Source organism: Thermoanaerobacterium thermosaccharolyticum DSM 571 (assembly GCF_000145615.1).
GTDB lineage: Bacteria > Bacillota > Thermoanaerobacteria > Thermoanaerobacterales > Thermoanaerobacteraceae > Thermoanaerobacterium > Thermoanaerobacterium thermosaccharolyticum.
Genome location: NC_014410.1, coordinates 575,473 through 600,388 on the forward strand (window position 1 = coordinate 575,473; position 24,916 = coordinate 600,388).

At 33.7% G+C, this 24,916-nt stretch carries 25 protein-coding genes; 22 read left to right on the top strand and 3 right to left on the bottom strand.

Translation table 11 applies throughout. The features are described from left to right. The first annotated feature begins 11 nt into the window (after positions 1-11). From TTHE_RS02925 to TTHE_RS02945, 6 genes are all read left to right on the top strand, one after another. A complete protein-coding gene (locus tag TTHE_RS02925; protein ID WP_231292710.1) occupies positions 12-1,043 on the top strand; it encodes a lysylphosphatidylglycerol synthase transmembrane domain-containing protein in 1,032 nt (343 codons plus the stop codon). A gap of 92 nt (positions 1,044-1,135) precedes the next feature. Continuing rightward, positions 1,136-1,423: an ArsR/SmtB family transcription factor gene (locus tag TTHE_RS02930; RefSeq protein ID WP_013297114.1), complete on the top strand. Its 288-nt coding sequence runs from the start codon at positions 1,136-1,138 to the stop codon at positions 1,421-1,423. A 152-nt stretch (positions 1,424-1,575) separates the two neighbouring features. After that, the gene (locus TTHE_RS02935; RefSeq protein WP_013297115.1) at positions 1,576-1,782 is read left to right on the top strand and encodes a 4Fe-4S dicluster domain-containing protein; all 207 of its coding nucleotides are present in this window, start codon (positions 1,576-1,578) and stop codon (positions 1,780-1,782) included. 68 nt (positions 1,783-1,850) lie between these two features. Next, positions 1,851-2,222: a hypothetical protein gene (locus tag TTHE_RS02940; RefSeq protein ID WP_013297116.1), complete on the top strand. Its 372-nt coding sequence runs from the start codon at positions 1,851-1,853 to the stop codon at positions 2,220-2,222. A 463-nt stretch (positions 2,223-2,685) separates the two neighbouring features. Then, entirely contained in the window at positions 2,686-2,847 is a 162-nt protein-coding gene (locus TTHE_RS13895) for a glycosyltransferase (protein WP_257875778.1), read from the top strand. A 52-nt stretch (positions 2,848-2,899) separates the two neighbouring features. Beyond that, positions 2,900-3,535: a glycerol-3-phosphate acyltransferase gene (locus TTHE_RS02945; RefSeq protein ID WP_013297117.1), complete on the top strand. Its 636-nt coding sequence runs from the start codon at positions 2,900-2,902 to the stop codon at positions 3,533-3,535. Between the two features lie 52 nt (positions 3,536-3,587). Here the strand turns inward: TTHE_RS02945 and TTHE_RS02950 are convergent, their stop codons facing one another. Then, complete coding sequence (locus TTHE_RS02950) at positions 3,588-3,998, bottom strand: arsenate reductase ArsC (protein WP_013297118.1); 411 nt, start codon at positions 3,996-3,998, stop codon at positions 3,588-3,590. A gap of 22 nt (positions 3,999-4,020) precedes the next feature. Next, positions 4,021-4,389, bottom strand: a complete 369-nt coding sequence (locus TTHE_RS02955; RefSeq protein ID WP_013297119.1) for an ArsR/SmtB family transcription factor — start codon at positions 4,387-4,389, stop codon at positions 4,021-4,023. A gap of 257 nt (positions 4,390-4,646) precedes the next feature. Between TTHE_RS02955 and TTHE_RS02960 the strand changes: the two genes are divergently transcribed. The 16 genes from TTHE_RS02960 to TTHE_RS03035 all read left to right on the top strand — a co-directional run bounded on the left by TTHE_RS02960 (position 4,647) and on the right by TTHE_RS03035 (position 23,324). Continuing rightward, positions 4,647-5,216 (top strand): glycerol-3-phosphate responsive antiterminator, encoded by a 570-nt coding sequence (locus tag TTHE_RS02960; protein WP_013297120.1) that lies wholly within the window; start codon positions 4,647-4,649, stop codon positions 5,214-5,216. 76 nt (positions 5,217-5,292) lie between these two features. Then, complete coding sequence (locus TTHE_RS02965) at positions 5,293-6,027, top strand: MIP/aquaporin family protein (RefSeq protein WP_013297121.1); 735 nt, start codon at positions 5,293-5,295, stop codon at positions 6,025-6,027. Between the two features lie 46 nt (positions 6,028-6,073). Further along, a complete protein-coding gene (glpK, locus tag TTHE_RS02970; protein ID WP_013297122.1) occupies positions 6,074-7,564 on the top strand; it encodes a glycerol kinase GlpK in 1,491 nt (496 codons plus the stop codon). Between the two features lie 192 nt (positions 7,565-7,756). Then, a complete protein-coding gene (locus tag TTHE_RS02975) occupies positions 7,757-9,238 on the top strand; it encodes an NAD(P)/FAD-dependent oxidoreductase (protein ID WP_013297123.1) in 1,482 nt (493 codons plus the stop codon). 3 nt (positions 9,239-9,241) lie between these two features. Next, positions 9,242-10,510, top strand: a complete 1,269-nt coding sequence (locus tag TTHE_RS02980) for an NAD(P)/FAD-dependent oxidoreductase (protein WP_013297124.1) — start codon at positions 9,242-9,244, stop codon at positions 10,508-10,510. A 1-nt stretch (position 10,511) separates the two neighbouring features. After that, a complete protein-coding gene (locus tag TTHE_RS02985; protein WP_013297125.1) occupies positions 10,512-10,877 on the top strand; it encodes a DUF1667 domain-containing protein in 366 nt (121 codons plus the stop codon). A gap of 162 nt (positions 10,878-11,039) precedes the next feature. Then, the gene (locus tag TTHE_RS02990; RefSeq protein WP_013297126.1) at positions 11,040-12,611 is read left to right on the top strand and encodes a sigma 54-interacting transcriptional regulator; all 1,572 of its coding nucleotides are present in this window, start codon (positions 11,040-11,042) and stop codon (positions 12,609-12,611) included. Positions 12,612-12,788: 177 nt separating this feature from the next. After that, complete coding sequence (gene dhaK, locus TTHE_RS02995; RefSeq protein WP_013297127.1) at positions 12,789-13,790, top strand: dihydroxyacetone kinase subunit DhaK; 1,002 nt, start codon at positions 12,789-12,791, stop codon at positions 13,788-13,790. Positions 13,791-13,818: 28 nt separating this feature from the next. Continuing rightward, the gene (gene dhaL / locus TTHE_RS03000) at positions 13,819-14,460 is read left to right on the top strand and encodes a dihydroxyacetone kinase subunit DhaL (RefSeq protein WP_041587524.1); all 642 of its coding nucleotides are present in this window, start codon (positions 13,819-13,821) and stop codon (positions 14,458-14,460) included. Positions 14,461-14,478: 18 nt separating this feature from the next. Next, entirely contained in the window at positions 14,479-14,871 is a 393-nt protein-coding gene (gene dhaM, locus TTHE_RS03005; protein ID WP_015311026.1) for a dihydroxyacetone kinase phosphoryl donor subunit DhaM, read from the top strand. A gap of 155 nt (positions 14,872-15,026) precedes the next feature. Then, positions 15,027-16,895: an MBL fold metallo-hydrolase gene (locus tag TTHE_RS03010; protein WP_013297130.1), complete on the top strand. Its 1,869-nt coding sequence runs from the start codon at positions 15,027-15,029 to the stop codon at positions 16,893-16,895. An 87-nt stretch (positions 16,896-16,982) separates the two neighbouring features. Then, on the top strand, positions 16,983-18,602 hold the full coding sequence (locus TTHE_RS03015) for an Hsp70 family protein (RefSeq protein WP_013297131.1): 1,620 nt from the start codon (positions 16,983-16,985) through the stop codon (positions 18,600-18,602). After that, a complete protein-coding gene (locus TTHE_RS03020) occupies positions 18,589-20,169 on the top strand; it encodes a HEAT repeat domain-containing protein (protein ID WP_013297132.1) in 1,581 nt (526 codons plus the stop codon). The genes TTHE_RS03015 and TTHE_RS03020 overlap by 14 nt, the downstream gene beginning before the upstream one ends. Positions 20,170-20,186: 17 nt before the next feature. Then, complete coding sequence (locus TTHE_RS03025) at positions 20,187-21,131, top strand: hypothetical protein (RefSeq protein ID WP_231292712.1); 945 nt, start codon at positions 20,187-20,189, stop codon at positions 21,129-21,131. Between the two features lie 15 nt (positions 21,132-21,146). Further along, positions 21,147-22,637: a hypothetical protein gene (locus tag TTHE_RS03030; protein WP_013297134.1), complete on the top strand. Its 1,491-nt coding sequence runs from the start codon at positions 21,147-21,149 to the stop codon at positions 22,635-22,637. Between the two features lie 3 nt (positions 22,638-22,640). Continuing rightward, on the top strand, positions 22,641-23,324 hold the full coding sequence (locus TTHE_RS03035) for a TIGR01906 family membrane protein (RefSeq protein ID WP_013297135.1): 684 nt from the start codon (positions 22,641-22,643) through the stop codon (positions 23,322-23,324). 10 nt (positions 23,325-23,334) lie between these two features. Here TTHE_RS03035 and TTHE_RS03040 read toward each other — a convergent pair whose 3' ends face one another. After that, the gene (locus TTHE_RS03040) at positions 23,335-24,855 is read right to left on the bottom strand and encodes an ATP-dependent metallopeptidase FtsH/Yme1/Tma family protein (RefSeq protein WP_013297136.1); all 1,521 of its coding nucleotides are present in this window, start codon (positions 24,853-24,855) and stop codon (positions 23,335-23,337) included. Positions 24,856-24,916 lie beyond the last annotated feature (61 nt).

Here is a 24,916-nt window from a genome sequence, read left to right on the forward strand (position 1 = left end):
AGGGGATTATTTTGAATCATATACTGGAAAGGAAGAATTTCTACATGATGGCCATTGCGTTCATTTTAAGCTTTGGCGCAATAGCCATCATTATGAAATTTTCAGGTTATCAAGGATTAAAAGATGTTATGAATATAAATCCCATATATATCGGAATCATGCTTCTTTTTATTTTTTTAAGTTTACTGGTAGATACTTACAGAATCAGGGATTTACTTTTTGCACTTGGAGAGGATTTAAGTGTAGGTTATCTATTTAAATTCAATTTGGCGACTTTTTTCTTCAGCTATATAACACCATTTGGCTCAGGTGCACTACCTATTACCATATATCTTTTAAATAAGAAAAAAATTCCACCAAATAAAAGCTTAATGATTTTTACGGCAAAGATTTTGTTTTCAGGCATTTTTTTTGGGACAATTCCGCCGATACTTTTGATTTTTTTTAGTAAACAGTTAGAGCTTACACATGCGCTGTCAATATTTGCAATATTAGTATCGTTTATACTTCTTTTTTTATTAATAAGCCTTGTCTATATTATATTAAGGCCGGGTTTTATAATCGCTTTAGTGAATCTGATTGCTAATTTAAGGTTTTTTTCCGGTGAAAGGTATAAAAGATTTTTTGAAAATACAAAAACTGAAATTGTTGAATACAATCGTAGGTTTAATGAGCTTTTCATGGTAAGTTCTGGAGGTAAGCTGCTTATATCACAGCTTTTATATGCAATGCTTTTTTGGACATTATTTTACAGCATAGCTCCTATTTTAATGATAGCAATGAACATAAAATTCAACCTTTTAGCTGTTATTTCAAGGCAAATAATATTTTACGACGTTTTAGCCTACAACGTAATACCTAGTGGCGCAGGATTTGTTGAAGTAGGCTTTGCCAGCATATTTTCAAATATTATACCACATCATTTGTTGGGAGTATTTATAGGTATATGGAGATTTTTCACATACTACGTATATTTGATCGCATCGGGAATTGGATTCTTCTTAATTATGAAAAAAGATACAGAGAAGCCTGTGAATGGCTAAATGACTTTGATTTAACTGATGCCTTTAAAAAGAGGCTTTTGTATTGATAATATTCGGAAAATCGAATATAATAAACTGGAAAGGATGATAGTATGATAACAATGGAATTGTACGATAAGACTGCAGAATATTTTAAAGCCTTATCACATCCTACTAGAATCAAGATTATTGAGCTTTTAAGTAAAAATGAAATGTGCGTATGTGAAATGATGGCTGTTTTGAATTTAGATCAATCTCATATTTCCAGGCATCTTATGGTCTTAAGGGCAAATGGGATAGTAAAAGATTCAAGGGAAGGAACTAAAATTTATTACAGTCTTGTAGATAAAGCTATTGTTAAGATTATTGATGAAGTTAAAAACATCTTAACAGGTAAATAAGCAATATTTTATTCAATATATTCGTAAAACCGAATAAAGCAATATATTCCCTAATATATTTTTATAGTTAGATTAGTTATTTATTTTGTCTATTTAATTCGAAAAACCGAATAAAAGAATAAAAATTAGCGACGTGAAAGGAGGTGAAATAGATGGCAAAAAATTGGTATCCAATTATTGACCACGATAAATGCATACAGTGTTATCAATGTGTTAATTTCTGCAAACATGATGTTTACACAATTGGCGATGGCGGCTATCCACTTGTAATAAACCCACTTAGCTGTGTTGAATTCTGCAGAGGTTGTCAGAAGATATGCGATAACGATGCTATATCGTACTTTGGTGACAACAAGTAGACTGAATTTATAATTCTGCTTAATGATTTAGAAAAAATGATAAATTTTTATTGAAAGGAATGATAGTGATGAGTAAAAAAGGATTGCTTTTATGCGTGTGCCAAGGTACATGTCCATCATTTCAGGAGATGGACACATTTGAAGTTTTAAACACATTGAGAAGAGAGAATATATTTGAATGGGTAGGACTCCATCCACAGCTTTGTGCAGAAGATGGTGACAGGTATTTACGGGAATTGCTGAAAGGTGCAGACATAGATGAGTTATATGTTGCTGCATGCGACCCGGTAATGCAGAGAAAAATGTACAGAGATGCTTTTGATACTGTGGGATTCGACAGAGAAAAGCACATCGGCATAGAAATAAGAAACATGAATACAGAGCAAGTAATAAACGAGATAAAAAAAGCTGTTAATGAAAAAGAACAATCAGAAGAATAATTTTATATAATCAAGCAAACATATATACTTATTATTTTAACAAGAAGTTTTAACGAAGGCTTGAAAGAAGTCTCCCATCCTCTATAGGTGGGAGATGAATTTCTATTGTTTTCCATAACATTATATGCTATAATATTATCAGGAGTAAAAAGTAAAGACAATTAGGCATAACAGCCTAAGAGTAATATTTTTGTAGGGAAGGTTCCTCCCGAAATTACGCCTATGGAGATTGTGTAAGACCTGCTGTGAATAACAGTAGGCAACGGTCTATGAAGTAGGAAGCTTCATCCTCTATGGGATGGAGTAGGTTCACAAAAGTCTCCCATCCTCTATAGATGGGGGATTAATTTCTATTGTTTGTTATATAATTATATGTCATAATAGTATTAAGAAAGAAAAGCATTATTTTTGTTTTGTTTATTGAATAAAATTATTATGAAGAATGCTTTAAAATCTTCCCTATATACTCGAATCCCTTAAAAAACAAACGTATTTGCCGTATGAAGTGATTGTGGTTGACGATTTTTCGTTGGATAAAACCGCTGAAATCGCCAAAAGTTACGGCGTAAAAGTGCTCAAAAATACAGAGCCACCTGAAGGATGGACAGGAAAGACGCCTTTTTAGGATATGTCACGTGGAAGGGGAGAAAAATTAAAGTTTAAAGGGGGAAAATGAATTGATAGCTTTTTACGCTTTAATTGAATTTATATGTGGTTCTATGATGTTTTCATATTGGTTAGGTCTTCTTGCTGAAAAAGATTTGCATATGTATGGTGATGGAAATCCGGGTGCATTTAATCTGTGGCACGCTGCGGGATATAAACTGGGGATTTTAGGAGTAGCCCTTGACTTTTTAAAAGGGTATTTTCCACTTTCTATACTGATATTAAAAGGATATATTAGCGGTGTTGAGATAGTTCCTGTTGCTGTTGCAGCTATATTAGGACACGTTTTTTCACCATTTTTAAAGTGGCGCGGTGGGAAAGGAATAGCAGTGACATTTGGCGTATGGAGTGCTGTGACAAGGTTTAATGTGTCTATTGCATACGCTATTATACTGGCAATACTGTATATATTAGCAATAATTTTAAATAAAGGTAAATCTACTTCATCAGAAGTTGATGGATTTATGGTTGTTGTAGGAATGTTGACATTGGTATTATATTTGTATTATAAATCATTTCCTATGTACATTTACGATATATGGTTTGCTAATCTTATGATTATCACATACACAAATAGAGAAAAACTTTATAAACTGTACAAAGATGCTTATGAGAAACATCATGAAAATAATGCTGTTATGCATTAAACCAGCAGCTAAAAGCTGCTGGTTTAAAAAAGAAGGGTATTGTGGTTATACATCAGTTTAAGTTAATTTCATTGTTTTTTACTCTTTTGATTAACTCTTTTACTTTTGACTCGATTATATCTCTCGTTTTCCTAAATTCATCTAATGGCTTACCGTCAGGATCATCTAAACCCCAGTCTTCTTTTAATTTGCACGGTATATATGGGCATTCTACGTTACAGCCCATTGTAATTAGTATATCTACTTTTTGTGGTATTTCATCTAATAATTTTGGGCGATGACTGCTTATGTCGATGCCAACCTCCTTCATAACTTCTACTGCATTTGGATTTACCTTCTCAGTAAGTTTTGTTCCAGCGCTGTATACTTCAAATACATCGGATCCATAGTGTTTTGCAAAACCTTCTGCCATCTGACTTCTACATGAATTTGCTACACAAATAAATGCTACTTTAACTTTCATAATCTAATTCTCCTTTTATTTTTTAATATGGCAAATAATTGCTTTTAGATGGATTTTTACATGATTGCTCCCTGTTTTTATATTTTTCAAAATTTTCGTTGTCTGTAATGAACTGTGGAATATTGTTAAATGAATTTATAAGATACTCATAGAGCATTTTATGCTTATTGACAAAATTATTATCAATGCTGTAATAAACCCACTGTGATTTTTTTTCGCTGCTTATTATCCCGACATTTTTTAGTTTATTGAGATGCCTTGAAACGTTGGACTGAGTCATCATTAAAATTGCTTCTATGTCACATACGCATAGTTTTCCTTTAGATAGTAGATTAATTATCCTTAATCGGTTTTCATCACCTAAAGCCTTGAAAATATCATTAATATTCATATGCTAATGCATTTCCACCACGCTTATATCATTATATTTGATTATACTCATATTATAATTTATAATATTTAATATGTCAAATAGCACCGTAATAATTAAAGATATGCTTGATATATATTACCATGATAATTAATAAAGTTGATAAAATATATCAATTGTTTATTTTATGCTTTAAAAAGTGCTTATCTTTTCTGTTAAAATAATAGGAGAATAATTGGCATATAATTTGCATTTATAAAATGATAGGAGGAATTGATGTGGATAATTACATTATAGAAAAGATTAGGAGTTTTCCGATTATTGCGGCCGTTAGAAGTATTGATGATTTATCTGATGTTTACAGTTCAAATTCTGAAGTAATATTTTTGCTGACAAGTAATATATTGATATTAAAAGATACAATAGATGATATAAAACAACATAATAAAATGGTCTTTATTCATTTCGATTTGGTGGAAGGTCTTGGAAAGGATTATAAAGCTGTAGAATATTTAAAAGAAGTAGTCAAGCCTGATGGTATTATTTCTACACGCAATAATATTCTTACATATGCTAAAGATCTAGGAATGCCATGCATTGAGCGCATTTTTCTACTGGATACTCAAGCACTTAAAACAGGTTTAAATTCAATAAAGCAAATTGAACCAACAGCAATAGAGGTGATGCCAGGGGTTGCTCATAATGTAACTAGAGAGCTTGCTACGGAGGTGTATCATCCAATTATTGCTGGTGGTTTGGTTAAAACAAAAGAAGACGTTATAAATGCTCTTTCTTCTGGCGCTGTGGCAGTCTCCACAAGTGAAAAAAGTCTTTGGTTTATAGATTGAAAGGAGGCGAAATGATATTTAAAGAGATTTAAACTTGAATTAGAAGCACAAAGAAAAATTTAATGGAGGGGTTTTTATGGAAATATCATTGTTTGGCAAGATTTTGTCAGAGTTTTTTGGTACCATGATACTTATTCTCCTTGGTGATGGCGTTGTTGCAAACGTTGTACTAAACAAGACGAAAGGGCAGAACAGTGGATGGATTGTCATAACAACTGGCTGGGCCTTTGCCGTTGCTGTACCTGCTTATATTACAGGATGGATAGGTGGAGCTCATTTTAATCCAGCAGTGACAATAGGTCTGGCTGCTATAGGAAAATTTCCATGGGCACAGGTGCCTGGTTACATCATAGCTCAATTTCTAGGCGCATTTGTAGGGGCTTTGCTTGTATATGTGGCATATAGAGATCACTTTCATGCCACAGAAGACAAGGATTCAAAACTTGGTGTATTTTGCACAATTCCAGCTATCAGAAATCTATTTTACAATTTCTTGACGGAGGCTATAGGAACTGCGATGTTGCTAGTTGGAATATTAGGTATAACAAATGAGCACAATCAAGTTGGGGCATTAGGTGCGTTTTTAGTAGGTATTTTAATTTGGGTTATAGGTCTTACACTTGGTGGACCAACAGGATACGCTATCAATCCAGCGAGGGATTTAGGACCTAGGTTAGCACATACTGTACTGCCGATACCAAACAAGAGAGATTCAGATTGGGGCTATGGACTTATAGTTCCATTGTTTGGACCTATTGTAGGAGGATTACTAGGAGCATTGATTTATCAAGGATTTATTAATATGCTATAAAGTTGTAAGAAGGATGAAATTTTAATAAATATAGGGGGGAACAAATATGGCAAAATATATAATGGCATTAGATCAGGGAACAACAAGTTCAAGGGCAATAATCTTCGATCACAGCGGAAACATTGTATCGTCTATAAATAAGGAGTTTACACAGATTTATCCAAATCCGGGTTGGGTAGAGCATGACCCTATGGAGATTTTAGATTCACAGATAGAAGTAGCAAAAGCGGTACTTGAAAAAACCGGCATAAAAGCAGAAGACATTGCAGCAATAGGCATAACTAATCAAAGAGAAACAACCGTCGTATGGGACAAAAACACTGGTAAACCTGTATACAATGCGATAGTGTGGCAGTGCAGGAGGACTGCACCTATATGCGATGAAATCAAGAACAACGGGTTTGACAAAGAGATTTTAAAAAAGACAGGACTCATAGTTGATGCATATTTTTCAGGGACAAAAATCAAATGGATACTGGATAACGTAGAAGGTGCAAGAGAAAGAGCAGAAAATGGGGATCTCTATTTTGGCAATATAGATAGCTGGCTTATATGGAATCTAACCGGCGGCAAAGCCCACGTGACTGACTATTCCAATGCATCACGTACGATGCTTTTTAATATATATGAATTGAAGTGGGATAAAGATATATTAGAATATCTAGGCATTCCAGAGTCGATGCTGCCAGATGTCAAACCTTCTAGCTACGTATACGGATATACGGACAAGAGCATATTTGGCGTTGAAATCCCTATAGCAGGTGACGCAGGGGACCAGCAGGCAGCACTGTTTGGGCAGACTTGTTATGACAAAGGCATGGCTAAAAACACTTATGGAACAGGATGCTTTATGCTGATGAATACAGGTGAAAAAGCTGTTCCATCTAAAAACGGACTGCTTACAACAATAGCATGGGGAATTGAGGATAAAGTAGAATATGCACTAGAAGGAAGCATATTCATAGCCGGAGCCGCTATACAATGGCTGAGAGATGAGCTTAAGATAATAGAAAATTCGCCGCAGAGCGAGGAGTATGCACTAAAAGTTAGTGATACAAACGGCGTATATGTAGTGCCTGCGTTTGTTGGATTGGGTGCTCCTTACTGGGATATGTATGCAAGAGGTGCGATTTTAGGAATAACCAGAGGAGTAAAAAGAGAGCATATTATAAGGGCTACGCTGGAGTCTTTAGCGTATCAGACGAGAGACGTTCTAGAAGCAATGCAGGAAGATTCAGGGATAAAATTGAGTGCATTAAAAGTTGACGGCGGTGCGTCTACAAACAATTTCTTGATGCAGTTCCAGTCAGATATATTGGGTGTACCAGTGGATAGACCTACTGTTATAGAGACAACTGCTCTTGGTGCATCATATCTTGCAGGTATTGCTACAGGCTTTTGGAACGGCAGAGAAGAAGTTGCTAAAAACTGGGGCGTTGACAGGCATTTTGAGCCCAATATGGATATAAAGACAAGAGAAAAACTATATGCAGGATGGAAGAAAGCAGTAGAAAGGTCTAAGAATTGGGCAGAGTAAAAAGATTACAAAAATAAGTCAAGAATTTCTTGATACAAAACTTAAAATTTGTAGTATAATAGATTAAGGAACATAAGATAGAATTGAATATTAGTATGGCGGAGAATAGGAGAGCCATATATAACCGGATTGAACCGGCTATATATGGCTTTGTCTTTTTTTTAAATCTTAATTGTTGAAAGGGATGGTAAAATGTACGATGTCTTAATAATAGGTGGAGGTGTAATAGGCACATCTATTGCCAGGGAATTATCAAAATACGATATTAAAGTTGCACTTATTGAAAAAGAAGATGACGTTGCATCAGGTGGTGCATCAAAGGCAAACAGTGCAATACTTCATGCAGGATATGATCCAGTGCCAGGCACATTAAAAGCGAAGCTAAATGTGAGAGGCAATGAGATGTTTGATGAACTATGCAAAGATTTAGATGTTCCAATGAAAAGAGTAGGTTCATTAGTTGCTGCATTTTCAAAAGATGAGGTTGAAAGTCTTTATAAGCTTTATGATAGAGGTCTTAAAAACGGTGTGAAGAAAATGTCTATAATTTCGGGGGACATGGTTAAAGAAATAGAGCCTAATATCAACGATACAATCGTTGCTGCTCTATATGCGAAAACAGCAGGCATCATCTGTCCTTATGGTTTTGTGATAGCGCTAGCGGAAAATGCAGCGCAAAATGGTGTTGAGTTTATATTCAACCAGGAAGTGGTATCTATAAAAAAAGAAGAAGATGGTTTTATAGTCAAAACTCAAAACAACGAGTATTTTAGTAAATATGTGGTAAATGCTGCCGGGCTGTATTCTGATGTTATCAATGATATGGTTGGTGGCAAGCACTTTACAGTGCACCCAAGGAAAGGTGAGTATCTAATACTTGACAAAGAAGAAGGATATCTGGCAAATACTGTGATATTCCAGGTTCCTACAAAGATGGGGAAAGGAATACTTGTATCTCCTACAGTCGATGGAAATCTTTTAATAGGGCCTACGTCTGAAGACATAAACAATAAGGAGTTTCGGAAGACGACAGCTAAAGGTCTAGAAAAAGCCATAAAAGGAGCTAAAAAAAGCGTTGAAAAATTCAATGAGAGAAAAACGATAACACAGTTTACCGGAGTAAGAGCTGTACCAGATGTGGAAGGAGAGGACTTTATAATAGGTGAATCAGATGTTAAAGGATTTATAAACGTGGCGGGTATAGAATCGCCTGGCTTTACATCATCACCTGCAATCGCAGAGATGGTAGGACAAATTCTTAGAGATTCTGGGCTTAAAATGGTAGAAAAAGATGATTTTAATCCTAAGAGAAAACCTGTAATACGCTTTAATGAATTGACAGATGAAGAGAGAAATGAGCTTATAAAAAAGAATCCAGCATACGGAAAAATTATTTGCAGATGCGAAACAGTAACAGAAGGTGAAATAATTGATGCAATAAGAAGACCAGTTGGAGCAAAAAGTATTGATGGTGTAAAGAGGCGCGTCAGAGCCGGAATGGGCAGATGTCAAGGAGGTTTCTGCAGCCCAAGGGTGGTTGAAATACTTTCAAAAGAACTAAACATAGATCCGCTTGATGTTACAAAATTTGGCGGAAAATCAAACGTTTTAACGGCAAAAGCGAAAGAATATGTTATTAACTCTTGTAAAGAAATATTAAAAAGTGGGGTGTAAAAGATGATGGAACACGATATAGTAATAGTTGGTGCAGGGCCTGCAGGTCTTGGAGCAGCGGTTGAAGCGTATGAAAAAGGTGTAAAAGACATTTTGATAATTGAAAGAGATAGTCATCCAGGCGGCATCCTTCAACAGTGTATACACAATGGCTTCGGATTGATTGAATTCAAAGAAGAACTGTCAGGGCCAGAATATGCAGAAAGATTCATAGAAAAAGTCAAAAGATATGGGATCAAAATAATGCTTGATACAATGGTACTGGACATAACTAGTGATAAGATAGTTAAAGCAGTGAATCAGAAAAATGGTGTGATGGAGATTAAAGCTAAAGCAGTAATACTTGCCATGGGTTGCAGAGAAAGACCTAGAGGAGCAATCAGCATACCCGGTACAAGGCCTGCAGGAATATTTACAGCAGGAACAGCTCAAAGATATGTCAATATGGAAGGCTATATGCCAGGCAAAGAGATTGTAATCCTTGGATCTGGTGATATTGGGCTTATAATGGCTAGAAGATTCACGCTAGAAGGTGCTAAGGTAAAAGCGGTTGTTGAGCTTATGCCATATTCAAGCGGATTGACGAGGAACATAGTTCAATGTCTAGAAGACTTTGGGATACCATTGCTTTTAAGCCACACTGTAATAGAAATACACGGTAAAGACCGCGTTGAGGGCGTAACGATAGCCCAAGTGGATGCGAATAGGAAGCCTATTTTAAAAACTGCTAAATATATAAGCTGCGATACTTTGATATTATCAGTAGGTCTAATTCCTGAAAATGAACTTTCTAAAAGTGCGGGTGTAGTGCTGGATCCCGTTACTGGAGGACCAATTGTAAATGAAAGCATGGAAACTAACATTCCAGGAATATTTGCCTGCGGCAACGTATTGCAAGTTCACGATCTTGTCGATAATGTTACAAAGGAGTCCAGACTTGCTGCAGATTCAGCAGTAAAATATATTAAAGGATTGTTAAAGCAAGAAGGTAAATTTATAAATGCAAAAGCAGGTTCAGGAATTAGATATGTTGTACCACAAAAAGTAAATTATGAGAATATAGATGATAAAGTTAAGTTTCACATGAGACCAACAGATGTATTCAAAAATGCTTATATAAATGTAAAATCAGGTGGCAGAGAGATAATGAGAAGAAAAATGCAGAGATTAACTCCAGGAGAGATGATTTTAATAGAGATTAAGAAGGATAAATTTTTAGATAATGACCTACATCCTGTAGACGATATAACATTTGAAGTAGAGGTGGTTTAAGATGGAAAAGCGGGAATTAACATGTATTGTCTGCCCCAATGGATGTCATTTGGTTGTAGAGGTAGAGGGGAAAGAAATCGTCAATATCTCAGGATATGAATGTAAAAGAGGCTTAAAATATGCAGAAGATGAAATAATCATGCCGAAAAGGACCCTTACCACGACAGTAAAAGCTGAAGGTGGGCATCTGCCAGTAGTATCTGTCAGGACGAAAGAACCAATTCCTAAAGAACTTTTAAATAAAGCTGTTTATGAGTTGTCAAGAATTACAGTTAAGCCTCCAATCAATGTAGGAGATGTCATAGTGAAAAATATCTTAGATACCGGTGTTGATGTGATTGCTACAAGGTCTTTGTACGGCAAATAGAAAGTGCAAATTACTAGATCTATAATTATGAAATTTGAATAACCAAGTATGTGCAAGTATACATGTTTGTTTGTCTATTATGTTAAAGGAAGGAATGCAAAATATGGAGAAAATTTGTAGAAAATAAAGTCTCCGATTAATATACATTCGCAAATATCAGCAATGATAGTCAGAAAAGTAAATGATGTTTGCAGGAAAGACAATGTAAAGGTGATGCTTAGGAAGTCAGGAAGCGTAAGGCTTGTACCTGCAAACAGCATGCTTTCCATGATAACATTTTTTGCATCGGAAGGCGATGAAATTGAGATAATTGTTGAAGGAGATAGCTGCATTTCTTCGATGGAAGAGATTAAAAAAATATTTTTAGAGGATTTAAAGCAGATAAATGATGAAAGCGGCACGTATGAGCTTTTAAAAAATACATCTATTGCATACGAAGAGATATTTAATTCCATTGCGGTTGGGATTATTGCAACAGATGAAAACGGAATTATCACTATATTTAATAAAGCTTCAGAGAGAATTACAGGTTTTAGTCTTGATAAGGCAATCGGGAAAAATATAAATGAAGTTATGACAGATATAGATGTAAGTCAAGTCTTAAGATTTGGCAGCGAATTTTTAAACAAGAAATATGTTATAGGTGAAAAAACTCTGTTTATTAATATTACTCCAATCTATGCTGGTGGCAGGATAACGGGATCTTTGGTGGTCTTTCAGGACTTTCCACAGATTGAGTACCTAGAAGGTGAACTTAAAAGAAGCAGAAAGCTTGATAAAGCTTTTGACATCATCGTTGGCAACAGTGGTAAATTGAAGGATGCCTTGACGGTTGCATCAAAAGCTGCTGAGACAGATTCAACTGTCATAATAAGAGGGGAAAGCGGTACAGGTAAGGAATTAGTTGCAAATGCGATACATTATTCAAGCAAAAGGCGTGACAAACCTTTCATAAGAGTAAATTGTGCCGCTATTCCAAGCGCATTGCTGGAAAGTGAATTGTTTGGACATGAAAAAGGAGCATTTACAGGTGCCATAACGCAAAAAATAGGCAAGTTTGAGTTGGCTGATGGAGGAAGTATCTTTTTAGATGAAATAGGAGATATTCCAATCGAAATTCAGGTTAAGCTTTTAAGGGTTTTGCAGGATAAGGAGTTTGAAAGAGTTGGAGGAATTAGGACTATAAAAGTAGATGTCAGAATAATAGCGGCAACTAATAAGAATTTGGAAGAGGCCATGAAAAATGGAACTTTTAGAGAAGATCTTTATTACAGGTTAAATGTGATTCCTATATTTTTGCCATCACTAAGGGATAGAAAAGAGGATATTCCAGTTTTGGTGGAGCATTTTATTAAGAAGTTGAACAAGAAACTTGGGAAAAATGTCCAGTTTGTTACTAATAAAGCGATAAAAGCCTTGATAAAATATGATTGGCCGGGAAATATAAGGGAACTTGAAAATTTGATTGAGAGATGCATCACATTAAGCGATAAAGAGTATATTGATTTTGACGATTTGCCGTCATATATTAAGAATGTTAAAGACAGCAAAGATGATGAAGTTATATATTTGGGAGATAATTATGACATTGAAAAGATGGAAAATTATGAGTATAAGATAATTAAAGCGGCATTGTCCAGATACAAAAGCTTTAATAAAGCTGGAAAAGCTCTGGGGTTGACGCATAAAACCGTTGCAGCAAAAGCAAGGAAATTTCACCTTGTTGAAAATTAGTACCACAAATTATATTCAAGCTTGATAATTATTACCAAGCTTGAAATATATTATTTCTCATCTGAGATACAATAAAGTGACGGTATGCGAATATTTACTTCTGCATACCCTATTTTTTGCGTTGGCACAAAATTTGCATTAAATATTATAGAAATTTAAAATATGGGGGTTAATATTATGAAAAAGCTTATCAATAATCCTGACGAAGTCGTAAAGGAAATGATATCTGGTCTTCTTTACGCATATCCATCTTACTTGAGAAAGCTTGATAATGTGGACGTTGTGGTAAGAAAAGCATCTCCTATCGAGGGGAAAGTTGGACTTGTAAGTGGAGGAGGTAGCGGTCATGAGCCTGCACATGCAGGATATGTAGGGACAGGTATGCTTGATGCTGCATGCTGTGGTGCGATATTTACGTCTCCTACTCCAGATCAAGTTTATGAAGCTATAAAGGCCGTAGATGGTGGTAAAGGCGTTTTATTGATCATTAAGAATTATACAGGAGATGTCATGAATTTTGAGATGGCTAAAGAAATGGCCGAAATGGATGGCATTAAGGTTTCAGAAGTAATTGTAAATGATGATGTTGCAGTTGAAAACAGCACTTATACGCAAGGAAGAAGAGGGATTGCCGGTACGATTTTTGTTCATAAGATAGCTGGTGCAAAAGCTGAGGAAGGAGCAGAGCTTGAAGAAGTAAAAGAAGTTGCAGAAAGGGTGATAAACAACCTTCGATCGATGGGTATGGCTTTTACACCATGTACAGTGCCTGCAGCCGGGAAGCCGAGCTTTACACTTGAAGAAAATGAAATCGAAATAGGAATTGGAATACATGGCGAGCCCGGAACACATAGAGAGAAAATAAAAGGTGCTAAGGAAATTGTTGCGGAGTTGATGGATAGGATTGTAAGCGATTTGCCGTATGAAAAAGACGATGAAGTTGCATTGATGATTAATGGACTGGGTTCAACACCGCTTTCTGAGCTGTTTATAGCCAATAAAGAAGCAAATGAATACCTTATGGGAAAAAATATCAATGTCTATAAAACTTATGTTGGAGAATACATGACATCTTTGGAAATGAGTGGATTCTCGATATCGCTTTTAAAACTTGATGATGAGCTTAAATCATTGCTGGATGCTTCAGCAGATACACCAGCATTTAGACAATTCAAATAGATTTTATTGGTGGGAAAGGATGATAAAGTTGATACTTACAATAAACGACGTAGCAAAGATAATAAGCAATATAGCAGAAGTCATCGAAGAGAATAAGCAGTATCTTACAGATCTCGATGCTGCAATTGGCGATGCTGACCATGGAATCAACCTTGACAGAGGGTTTAAAGCTGTTAAAGAGAAGATACCTCAATTTTTAGATAAGGATATAGGTGCTATACTTAAAAACGTTGGAATGGTGCTGGTTTCTACTGTAGGTGGAGCTTCTGGTCCACTCTATGGCACATTTTTTATGAGAATGGGTAGCATTGCATTAGGGAAAAAGGCGATAGGTGATAATGACATAGTTGCAATGTTTGAAGCTGGTCTTTCAGGAATAAAAGAAAGAGGAAAAGCGCAAGCTGGGGACAAAACTATGATTGATGCAATTGAGCCTGCATTAAATGAATTAAAAAAGTCTCTGGAAGATGGACTTAAATTTAATGAAGCTTTAAGTATAGCGGTAAATGCGTCATACAGTGGTGTTGAGATGACTAAAAAGATTGCAGCCCGTAGAGGAAGAGCCAGCTACCTTGGCGATAGAAGCATAGGACATCAGGATCCAGGTGCCACATCAGCGTATTTGATGATAAAAACTGTTGCTAATTATGTAGATAAGTTGCAACAATGAAGAAAGGATTGGATGGCTTTGGTAGGCATAGTTATTGTCTCGCATTCAAAAAAGGTAGCAGACGGGTTATACGAATTAATTGACCAGATGACTGGAGGAAAAATTAATATAGGAAAATCGGGTGGTACTAAAGATGGACGGTTAGGTACTAATATAGATGAGATAATCGAAGAAATAAAAAGATGCGAAAGCGGAGATGGCGTTTTAGTTTTAGTTGATTTAGGAAGTTCTGTTATGAGTGCTCAAATGGCTTTAGAATTTCTTGGAGAAGATTATGAGAATAAAGTAAAAATTGCAGATGCGCCACTTGTTGAAGGAGCTATTGCTGCCAGTGTTGAAGCTTCAATAGGTAGCGATATATTAAAAGTTAAGGCGGTGGCAGAAGCTGCTAAAAACCTTTTAAAGATTTAATGGCCTGGACAAAAACCAGGCTTATTTTTTGTGTAGAAATTTTTATAAAAAAATATTAAAATATAATATATATAGAGGGGGTGAGACCAATTTATGATGATATAATTTTTGAATATGATAACAAATTTAAAAAGTATTTTGAAGAAGGGAGGTACATGGATGCGTATAAATATATTTTTAAACAGAAAAATCTTGTAAGTGACCTTGATAGAGATATTTATTCATATCTTATATTGTGGCAGATAAAAGTTGAAATATATTTGGATATTATTGATGATGCGAAAGAGCATTTTTTAAATATATTTGATAATATAACTTTATCTTACAATAATATAATTTTATTTATTGAATGTGTGATTTTACTAGATGAGTTTGAAATGTCGTTAAAAAAAGAAGGAATTTACAACCAATTGATGAATTATGATGGAGAAAACATCTGGATAAATTTATATATTTTTATGTTAAGTTTGAAAAATAAAAGAAGGAATTATTCAATTAAGGACGAACTACTATATATGATAGAAAAAAATACTGATAGATACTTTCTGTCATTGCTACATACCATATTGGCAGAGATATACAAAGATGAAGGAGACGAAAGATGGAAAAGTGAATTGAAGAAAGCAAAAGAGTTGAATCATCACAATTTAAGAATGACTAGACTGGAGATACAGTGGGGTATTAAAAATGATGATGATTTAAAGAAAGGTAAGTACTACAGATTCTATCCAGACAATAAAGATATTTTAAAGAAGTACTATGAAATATATAAAAATGAAATCCAGCAAAATAATGATTTTAAGTTGTTTAAATTTAATTTATTGGAAGGAGGAAGTACAGGTGGTAGCAGTTACTTAATAACGTACGATGACGTTAACATATTATTAGATTGTGGTATTAATCTTAAAGATGGTAGATTGTATTACAATGACTTTAAAAAACTCGGTTTGGACATCAAAGATATTGACTTGCTGGTTGTTACTCATTGCCATTTAGATCACTGTGGAGGCATTGTAAACCTTATAAAAAATGGATTAAATTGCCCTATAATCATGTCGTATGAGACGAAGTATATATTAAATGGCTTTTTTTCAAAGAACAGCAATATGCAGGACTTAAATATAAATGTAGAGGATTATAAGTTATTAAATATAATCAATGATAAGACTTTAACTGATTATTGCTACGATGCTGTAATAAAAGATAAAAAAGTTTCTTTGAACCTTATTCCATCTGGTCATATTTTGGGAGCTTGTGGAGTGTATATCGACATAGATGGATTTTCTGTATTCTATACAGGCGATTTTACAGTAAAAGATGTGGAAACAAATGTTGGGCTTTGTATTCCTGATGGCATGAATGCAGATGTATTAATAACAGAAGCCACTTTTGGATATACATCTAGTTTCAGTGTATACGATAAAAAAATTCAAGATCAATTGATTTTAGAAATGTTGTCGGATTTGACTGATCATGGCGTGGCATTTGTACCTGCGTTTGCTGTAGGAAAAGCTCAAGATTTATTGTTGCTTTTAAGAAGGACTTTTAATTATACGCCATATAATGTCTATGTTGATGGAGCATTGTCATATATAACGATGCTGTATGAAAAAGTGAAAGGAGCTATTTACGGCAATGGCATCTTAAATGCAAATGACATAAAATTGTATGACAGCAAAAGGGAATTTATAAAAAAAGAGATAGCGCTGGGAAATTGTTTGGTAATGACTAGTTCGGATAATCTTACAGAAGGCAGTACTTCCTTTATCTACGGCAGAGAATTGATGTCTTTAGACAATGCGATTTTATTAAATATAAGCAACAATATAAAAAAACCGATATCCATGATACAGGAGAATATCCCAATTATTAATCATGGGATAATACAAGACATTATTGAAGTATTTTTGAAACTTGCACCAAAAAAAGTTTACATCGTTCACAGAGGTGCTAAATCAAATAAATCATTTAACATAGAAGAGGTATTGAGTTGGTTTGAAGGTGTAGATGTGGCGGCGCCGTAGGTATTATTTTTCATGCTAATTATTGTTTTTTGTCTGTTTATAGCTTAGAAATTTGATTTTATTCTGTCAGGGAGTTAGGGAGGAAAAATGAAACCATACATTGGCATTGATCTTGGAACTACTAACACGGTAGTGGCAGGTGCAAATTTAACAGAGAATGGCAAATTTGAAATAGATATTTTAGACATGGAACAAATCAGTGATAATGCAGGACGCTTAACATCAAAAAAAACGTTGCCATCCTGCCTATATGTTGATGACTTTGGAAAAGAGTATTTGGGCGAATTAGCTAAAAAAATGAAAACTTTGAGATATGATCGCGTAATATACAATAGCAAAAATTATATTGGTAATCGAAATCATGTATGGCAGATAGGTGGTAAGAAATATACTCCGGAAGATGTTGCCGGAAAGATTTTAACGGTTGTAAAAAAGAACGTTGAAAGGATTTATAATACGGCGGTAGATGGAGCAGTCATAACTGTTCCTGCTTCTTTTAACCATGATCAAATTGAATCAACGAAAAATGCTGCTAAATTAGCTGGATTTATAGAAGATAAGCTTATCTTTATATCAGAGCCGACAGCGGCTTTGTTGGAGCTTATATACGAAGAAAAATTAATTGAGCAAAGTCAAAAAAAATACGATTTTTCAACGCCAAAAAAAGTACTTGTGTTTGATCTTGGTGGTGGGACATGTGATGTTTCAATCATGAATGTAGAAATTTTAGATGATGATTATAAAGTAGAAGAGCTGGCTATTTCGCCTCATATACAGCTTGGCGGTGTCGATTTCGATATATGTGGTGTTTTATATTTATTGCACAAATATTCGATTTTAAATAATATTGATTATAATTTGATTTCATCAGATGTAGATGCCAAAAGATATATATTTAGTATATTATCACTGGAAATTGAAAAAGCAAAGATGATGTTTTCATCTGAAACAAGTAGTTTAATTGACAAAGATAATGAGGATATAGTGTATAAAAATTCCATTGAAAATTTTTATAATGGCAAAACATTTGATTTTGAAATCAGCAAAAAGGAATATGATGAATGCATAAAGCCATTGTTAACAAAAGGTGGAAATTTAGGCTTTAATATTATAGATCCGATAATTGATACTCTTAATAAAGCGAATTTAAACAAGGAAGACATTGATGAGGTATTTTTAGTTGGAGGAATGACTGCATACAGTACTGTAAGAAGAGCAGTCGAAAGTTTTTTTGAAAAGAAGTCCATTAATTACCTTGACCCTATGTATTCAGTGGCAAAAGGTGCGGCTTTATACAATTATTATAGTGCAAATAGAAAGAGAAACGAAAAAGGTAAAATCATAATATATCCAGTAGTGGCTGAGAATATTTACTTGGATGTAAAAAATGATTTGCCTGTTTTACTGGTAAGTCAGGGCACAAAAGCGCCTTACGAAAGAGTCTATGATAATATTGTTAAAGTAGATAATGCAACGGGAATAAAACTCGATATTTTATCTGGGAAGAGTATTTATGATCCGAAGATGAAAAGGCTTAAATCTATGCAATTGACGTTTACTGACATTATAAAGCCTGGTACACCTATATCTATAAAAGTGACTTTTGATAAGAATAGGATTTTGCATTTAGAAGCATGGGTAACTGGCAATGACAAACAAAGAATAGATGTCACATTCGATAAAGAGGTGTTATATGATGGCTGTTAATTGGAGAAGTTTACTTCAGGAAAACAGAGATTTGTTTTTTAATATACACAATGACGATATTAAAGAAGGAAAAGGTTTTTTGGGTGCTGCCGCTAATACAGACAAAACGGAAATGGTTAAAGAGCACGTTTTTGAATATTATATATCTGATATAAATGCGCAACTAGTTTATGAAAAAACTCTTAAATTGAAGATAGTAAATGAAGAAGATCTTAATCTGATGGAAGTAGAAATAATAGACCTATTAAAAAGCATACTAGAGGAAGGACAAAATCCCATCGAGATGTTTTTGTACTGCACAAAAGCACTGAATTTAAGTGATAAAAATGTGTATCAATCGATTTTAAGGATTTTAGTTTCTGTATGTAATCTAAGCAAAGCCGGGAGAGATGCGCTTGTAAGTGTGCTGAAAAATTGGACATGGGATTTACAGATGAAGATTGCGATAGAAGCAATAAGGACAATCAAAGAGAAATCTGCTTTTGATGTACTTTTAATGCTTCTCAACAATGAAAGCCTTAAAGTTTTAGCAGCAGATTGCTTAATAGATATTGGAGATGAAAGATGTATAAGACCTGTTTTGAACATGGTCAATACATTTAATGGGTTCAGCATAAATGAAAGAAATGTAGCATTTAGACTGATAGATAAACTTTCTCGCTTTGGTGAGGAAGCTCTGTCAGAAATAATAAAATGCTATATGAACAATGAGAATAAAAGCCTTAATACAGTGTATTCAAATGTCATATCTCGTTCAAAGGATATGGCAATTGAAAGTTTATCAAAGATGCTATACAATGAAGACTACAATCAAAAAGCAGCTATAACATTGGGGAAAATGAGAATTGGTAGTGCTACCGACCGTCTTATTGAGGCGTTAAATTCCCCATTAATAGAAAATAAGATGAATATCATAATAGGATTAGGATATACAAAAGACCAAAAGGCAATAAAATACTTAGTAAATATGCTAGAGAATGGAAATTTGAGCAATGAAATTAAAGCATGCATAATTACTTCTCTTGCGAATTTAGAAGCTTTTGAGGCAAAGGATATAGTAAAAAAGTATATAGATGATAAGGAATTAAGAATAAATACTATGTCCGCTTTGGTGCAACTTGGTGAAATGAAGTACTTAGGAGGGTTATTTGAATACTTGATATCCTCTAATAAATCTTACAGTGAAACATCATGTGCTATAAAGGAGCTAAAAAGGCTTAAAGGGTTTAAAGACAGCAGGATAAGCAGAGAGATAACAAATGGTATAAAATACTTAATTAGAAATAATGATGGTTATGCATGCTTAAACGCATTAAGGATTTTAGATACAAATATTGATGATGGCATGGCTGAAGAGTTGATTCTGAAACTAAAGACGACCAAGAAAGAAGAAATACAATACACTATTTATAAGATATTGGGTAAAAATACAGGTATACTGAGTAATATCATAAATGAAAGGATTTTTATTGATGCATCTTTAAATGATAGCACAAGAATTAGATATTTGGCGCAGAAGATTATTGAGAAAAATTATAAGGGCAGAGATAAACTTATAAAGGCATGAAGGGAAGAGGTATTTTGTTGAACAAAAAAGGTATAGATATTACAAAATGCTTAGATATATTTTTACACACATTACCGTATAGCGTATTAATTAAACCTTTTAAGACAGATAAAAACCTTCAGAAAAAACTTGCTGGTTTTAGATTGAATGAAAAATCAAGTCCACCTACGAAAATTGTGCCTATATTGAGGCAGGAGATATTAAAAGGAAATTTTAACTATGAGGACTTTGTAAAAGAATGGAAGGTGTTACATGGGGACCTGTATGAAAAGATATGCAGCATGGAATCCAAAGAAATAGACAAACGAATTGATGAACTTTGTGATGAGTATGGAAATGATAATGTTGTTTCTGCTCTTCTTATTGACAACAGGGAGGATCTAGGTGATATAATAAATAAAGCCATAAAGCCAGAAGATGTACAAAAGCAAGATAGTGGCAAAAGAAGTCCTCAAAAAGAAGATGATGATATTTATAAAAAGCTTAAAAAGCTTGAAAAAGAAGTAGAAAAATTGCATGATAAATTGATAAAAGAGGAAAAAAAGAATATAATTGAGGTGGACAATTTAAAAAAAGCATTGGAAAATAAGGAAAAGGAAATAGTCTCTTTAAACAAAAAATTAGAAGATTTAAAGCAGGAAAAAAAGCGCTTGGAGATGCTTTTAGAGCACATTGGCTTGGAATTTGATAAGCATATTATAAAGCTTATTAACGAAAATGTGTCAAAAGACAAGAAAAATGAAAATTTAAAGTTATCTTTGAATAAGACATTAATGGATTTGCATCAAGATAACCAGGAGATTAAGAAGTATTTTTTAGAAGTAAAGGAAATCTTAAGCCAGTTAGAAAAGAAAATTGCGATTGTTGATGTGGGCGTTCTTGATGAACAATCAGCAGTAAGCTTGGAAAATGATGACTATTCACTGTTGGATGATTTATCTAAGATGTTAAAAAATTCATAATTGCGAGGTGTAAAAATGCATCATGACGAAATTCAAAAAATTAAAAAAATTTTAGCTGAAGATAGCAATGATGATGCAAATATTTCTAATGCTCTTAAAGAAATATTTAGAAAACAAAAGAACATTATTATGACTATTTGCGTCTTAGAACTTATTTACGAATCAGTTTATCTTTATGATATTATTTTAAAACGAAATGGTGTTTTAAAGTTTATGAAGTCTTTAAATGATGACTTATATGATACTATTGAAAGTTTCAGAGATGTAGTTGGTAGGATTAGATATTATAAGCAAATTGATTTAAAAATAAGAGAAAATATTATAAAAATGCTTGAAGATAAAAAGGAAAATTTAGAATCAGATTTAGAAGTTTTGTATGGGTATTTTGTGGAAGCTAGATATTGCAGTGATGTATTTAATGATAAGCTTAAGACTTTTAACCAGGACAATTTTGATGTTAGCATTGAGGAATTCTACAATAATATCAAAGAGTTTGTATTTGAAAATGAAGAAGAAAAATTTGAAAGGATTCAGGAAGTAATATCTTCAATTCCTTTTGCACTGTCTAGAAAAAGATTTTTTGATTACATGAAAAGTGGTTTGATTCATGAATACAATGGTTATGACAAGCTTATACAAAATATTTTTGAGATTGAGGAAAATTTTTACGGGAAATTGGTAGAAGGTTATGGTGAAAAATTTGCTGAAATTGCCAATAAAATAGAAGAGCTTCAAACAATAGACTTGAAAAATACTACAAAAGACGATTTAGAGCTGTATTTAAAGGAAACAATTGTGCTTTTAGGCAAGATACAGGATATAAGGGAAATAGTTTATTCTCTAATAAGAATCGTAAATAGGCTATTGATATTTTATAAATCAGATAGAAAAATAGAAGATACCCTGCAGGAAGAGCCTAAAATAAAAATTTTTTTAGATGTATATGGTAGTATATACTCAGAAAAATATACAAAGAAAAAGGTAAAAGATTTTTTAAGAACATTAAATGAGTATATTTCTAATTGGTATTTTGAATTGTACAATTACAATAGATTGTTGAATGACATGAATTATCTTGAAAATGATATAGAAAACTTAATAGATGAAGATATTTTAAATGATATAGAGATTCTAGCTGAGTACGAAAACTTAATGAATGACGATGGTGATGATTTCGATGACATGCAAGGGGATGCAATAGAAGGCAGCATTGTTGAAGAAGAAATTAATAATCTTATTTCTATGATAGATGATATTAGCAGAAATATGAATCCAGATTATCGGAAGGTTCGCATGAGGAGACTTTTGGGAATCATTCCGGTTCCGGGCAATTTTGAAAATGAGTTTTTTAACTATTTAAAGAGCTCTTTGGAGTTTGATACAACATCAAATGTTAAAGCTGCTATAATAGAGAGTGTTGACAAAAGAATTAAATTATACAAGGATATGAAAAACAGCAAACATCTTTATGAAGCACTCTTAAAAAACGTCAAGGAAGGATTGTAATAAATGAAGATTATAAATAAAATTATATCTATTATGATGATTATATTTTTATTTTTGATTGTTTTACTATCGAATTTACAATACTTGGCGTTTGATAAAAATTTTTATATTCACGAATTTAATAAATACGGCATAGAAGATGTAACAGGAATGCATAGTTCACAGTTAAACAAAGTAGTGGCAAGAATTCAAGATTATCTTTTTGGAAAAGTAGATAGTCTTCAATTAAACGCTGTAATAGATGGTCAGAATCAAAAGGTATTTAACGAAAGAGAATTGGAGCATATGAAAGATGTCAGGGAACTTTTTAAGAATGGTTTTTTAATAAGAAATATAATGATATTTTTGTACATCTTAACCGCTTTGTTTTTGTATATTAAAAAAGAAGACATATTTAACTATACATACCGTGGTATGTTATTTGTAGTTTTATTTTTAATTGTAGCAGTGGCTGTTGTTTCACTGGATTTTAATAGATGGTTTGTATATTTTCATCTTCTTTTTTTTAACAACAATTTATGGGAGTTGGATGTAACTCGCGACAGACTTATTCAGATGCTACCGGAAGGCTTTTTTAGCGACATTTCATACCTTACAATGCGAAATTCAGTTATCGTATATATAATCATAGGGTTTGTGTCGTACTTAATAAAAGGAAAAGATCATGATAAAATAGGCCTAAACTAAAGGCCTATTTTTATATGCACATTTGTTTTTCGTCATTCATTAATTCATCAATTTCTTCTTTTGTTATAGTTTCATTTGACAAAAGTCTTTCTGCAATAAGGATTATTTTATCCTTTTTCTCTATAAGGATCTTTTTTGCATTTGTATAGCAATGGTTGATGATTTTATTGACTTCTGCATCTATTTTGTCAGTTGATTTTACCATTCTAATGTCGTATATCCTATTTCCCAATTCACTCATGCCGTAATTGCATACCATCTGATATGAGATATTTGTGGCTTCCTTTAAATCATTTTCTGCACCTGTAGATACTTCATTAAACATTATCTCCTCTGCAGCACGACCGCCCAGAAGCATTGTTATCTTGTTTTTTAAGTCTGTTTTTGTCATTAAAAAGGCGTCATCTTTTGGAAAATTGAGGACATATCCTAATGCTTCTCCACGAGGTACTATTGATATCTTTTCAACTGTACTGGCGTTTAATATCTTGCCGATTATAGCATGACCGGCTTCATGGTGTGCTGCAATTTTGCGTTCTTTTTCTAAGACTTCTGGATTTTTCTTTTGCAATCCTGCAACTACTCTTTCTATAGCTTCATCAAATTCTTCTCTTCCTATTCTTTGCTTATGCCTTATTACTGCTAAAATCGCTGCTTCATTGCAAATCGATGATAAATGTGCACCTGTCATGCCATGGGTCTTTTTAGCCAATTCCTCCAGTGATATGTCGTTATCTAAAGGCTTGTTTCTCGTATGTACTTTCAAAATTTCCAGTCGTGCTTTTACGTTTGGATTTCCTATGTGAATCGTTCTGTCAAATCTTCCAGGGCGTAGAAGCGCTTCATCCAGCATATCCAGCCTATTTGTCGCACCTATTACGATAATGCCGTCGTTGCTGTTAAAGCCATCCATTTCAACTAATAGCTGATTTAATGTCTGATCTTTTTCGGAATTATTGTCGTTGTTTCGCTTGCTTCCAACTGCATCTATTTCATCTATGAAGATGATGCTGGGAGTAGACTTTTTAGCCCTTGCGAATAATGCTCTTATGCGGCTCGCTCCAACTCCTACATATTTTTCAACAAATTCTGAACCTGATGCCGATATAAATGTAGAATTTGTTTCTCCAGCCAGAGCTGTAGCAAGCAACGTCTTGCCGGTACCTGGAGGACCATAGAAAAGTATCCCCTTTGGTATTTTAGCACCCATTCTATCGTATTTTTCAGTGTTGTTTATAAAATCGATGATAATTTTAAGCTCGTCTATAACCTCGTCAAGTCCTGCTACATCTCTAAAAGTGATGCTGACTTTCTTGTTGGACTCTTTTTCTTTAGGTGGAAGTTCGTTTTTTAAGTTTACAGGTAGCATCTCGGATACGTTATTTTTATACAGTATATACCCTATCAGAAAAAGAGATAGCATTGAAATTATGATAAGCACCGGATTTGTCTTTGAAGTATAGGATATTCCCAAAATAATGTTTATTACCAGTGATAAAGTTAATAATATTATATATAAGTTTTTTTTCATTGCCATCGCCCCCAGTGATTTACTAAAAATAGTTTTTACGTACAATCACAAATTATACGCA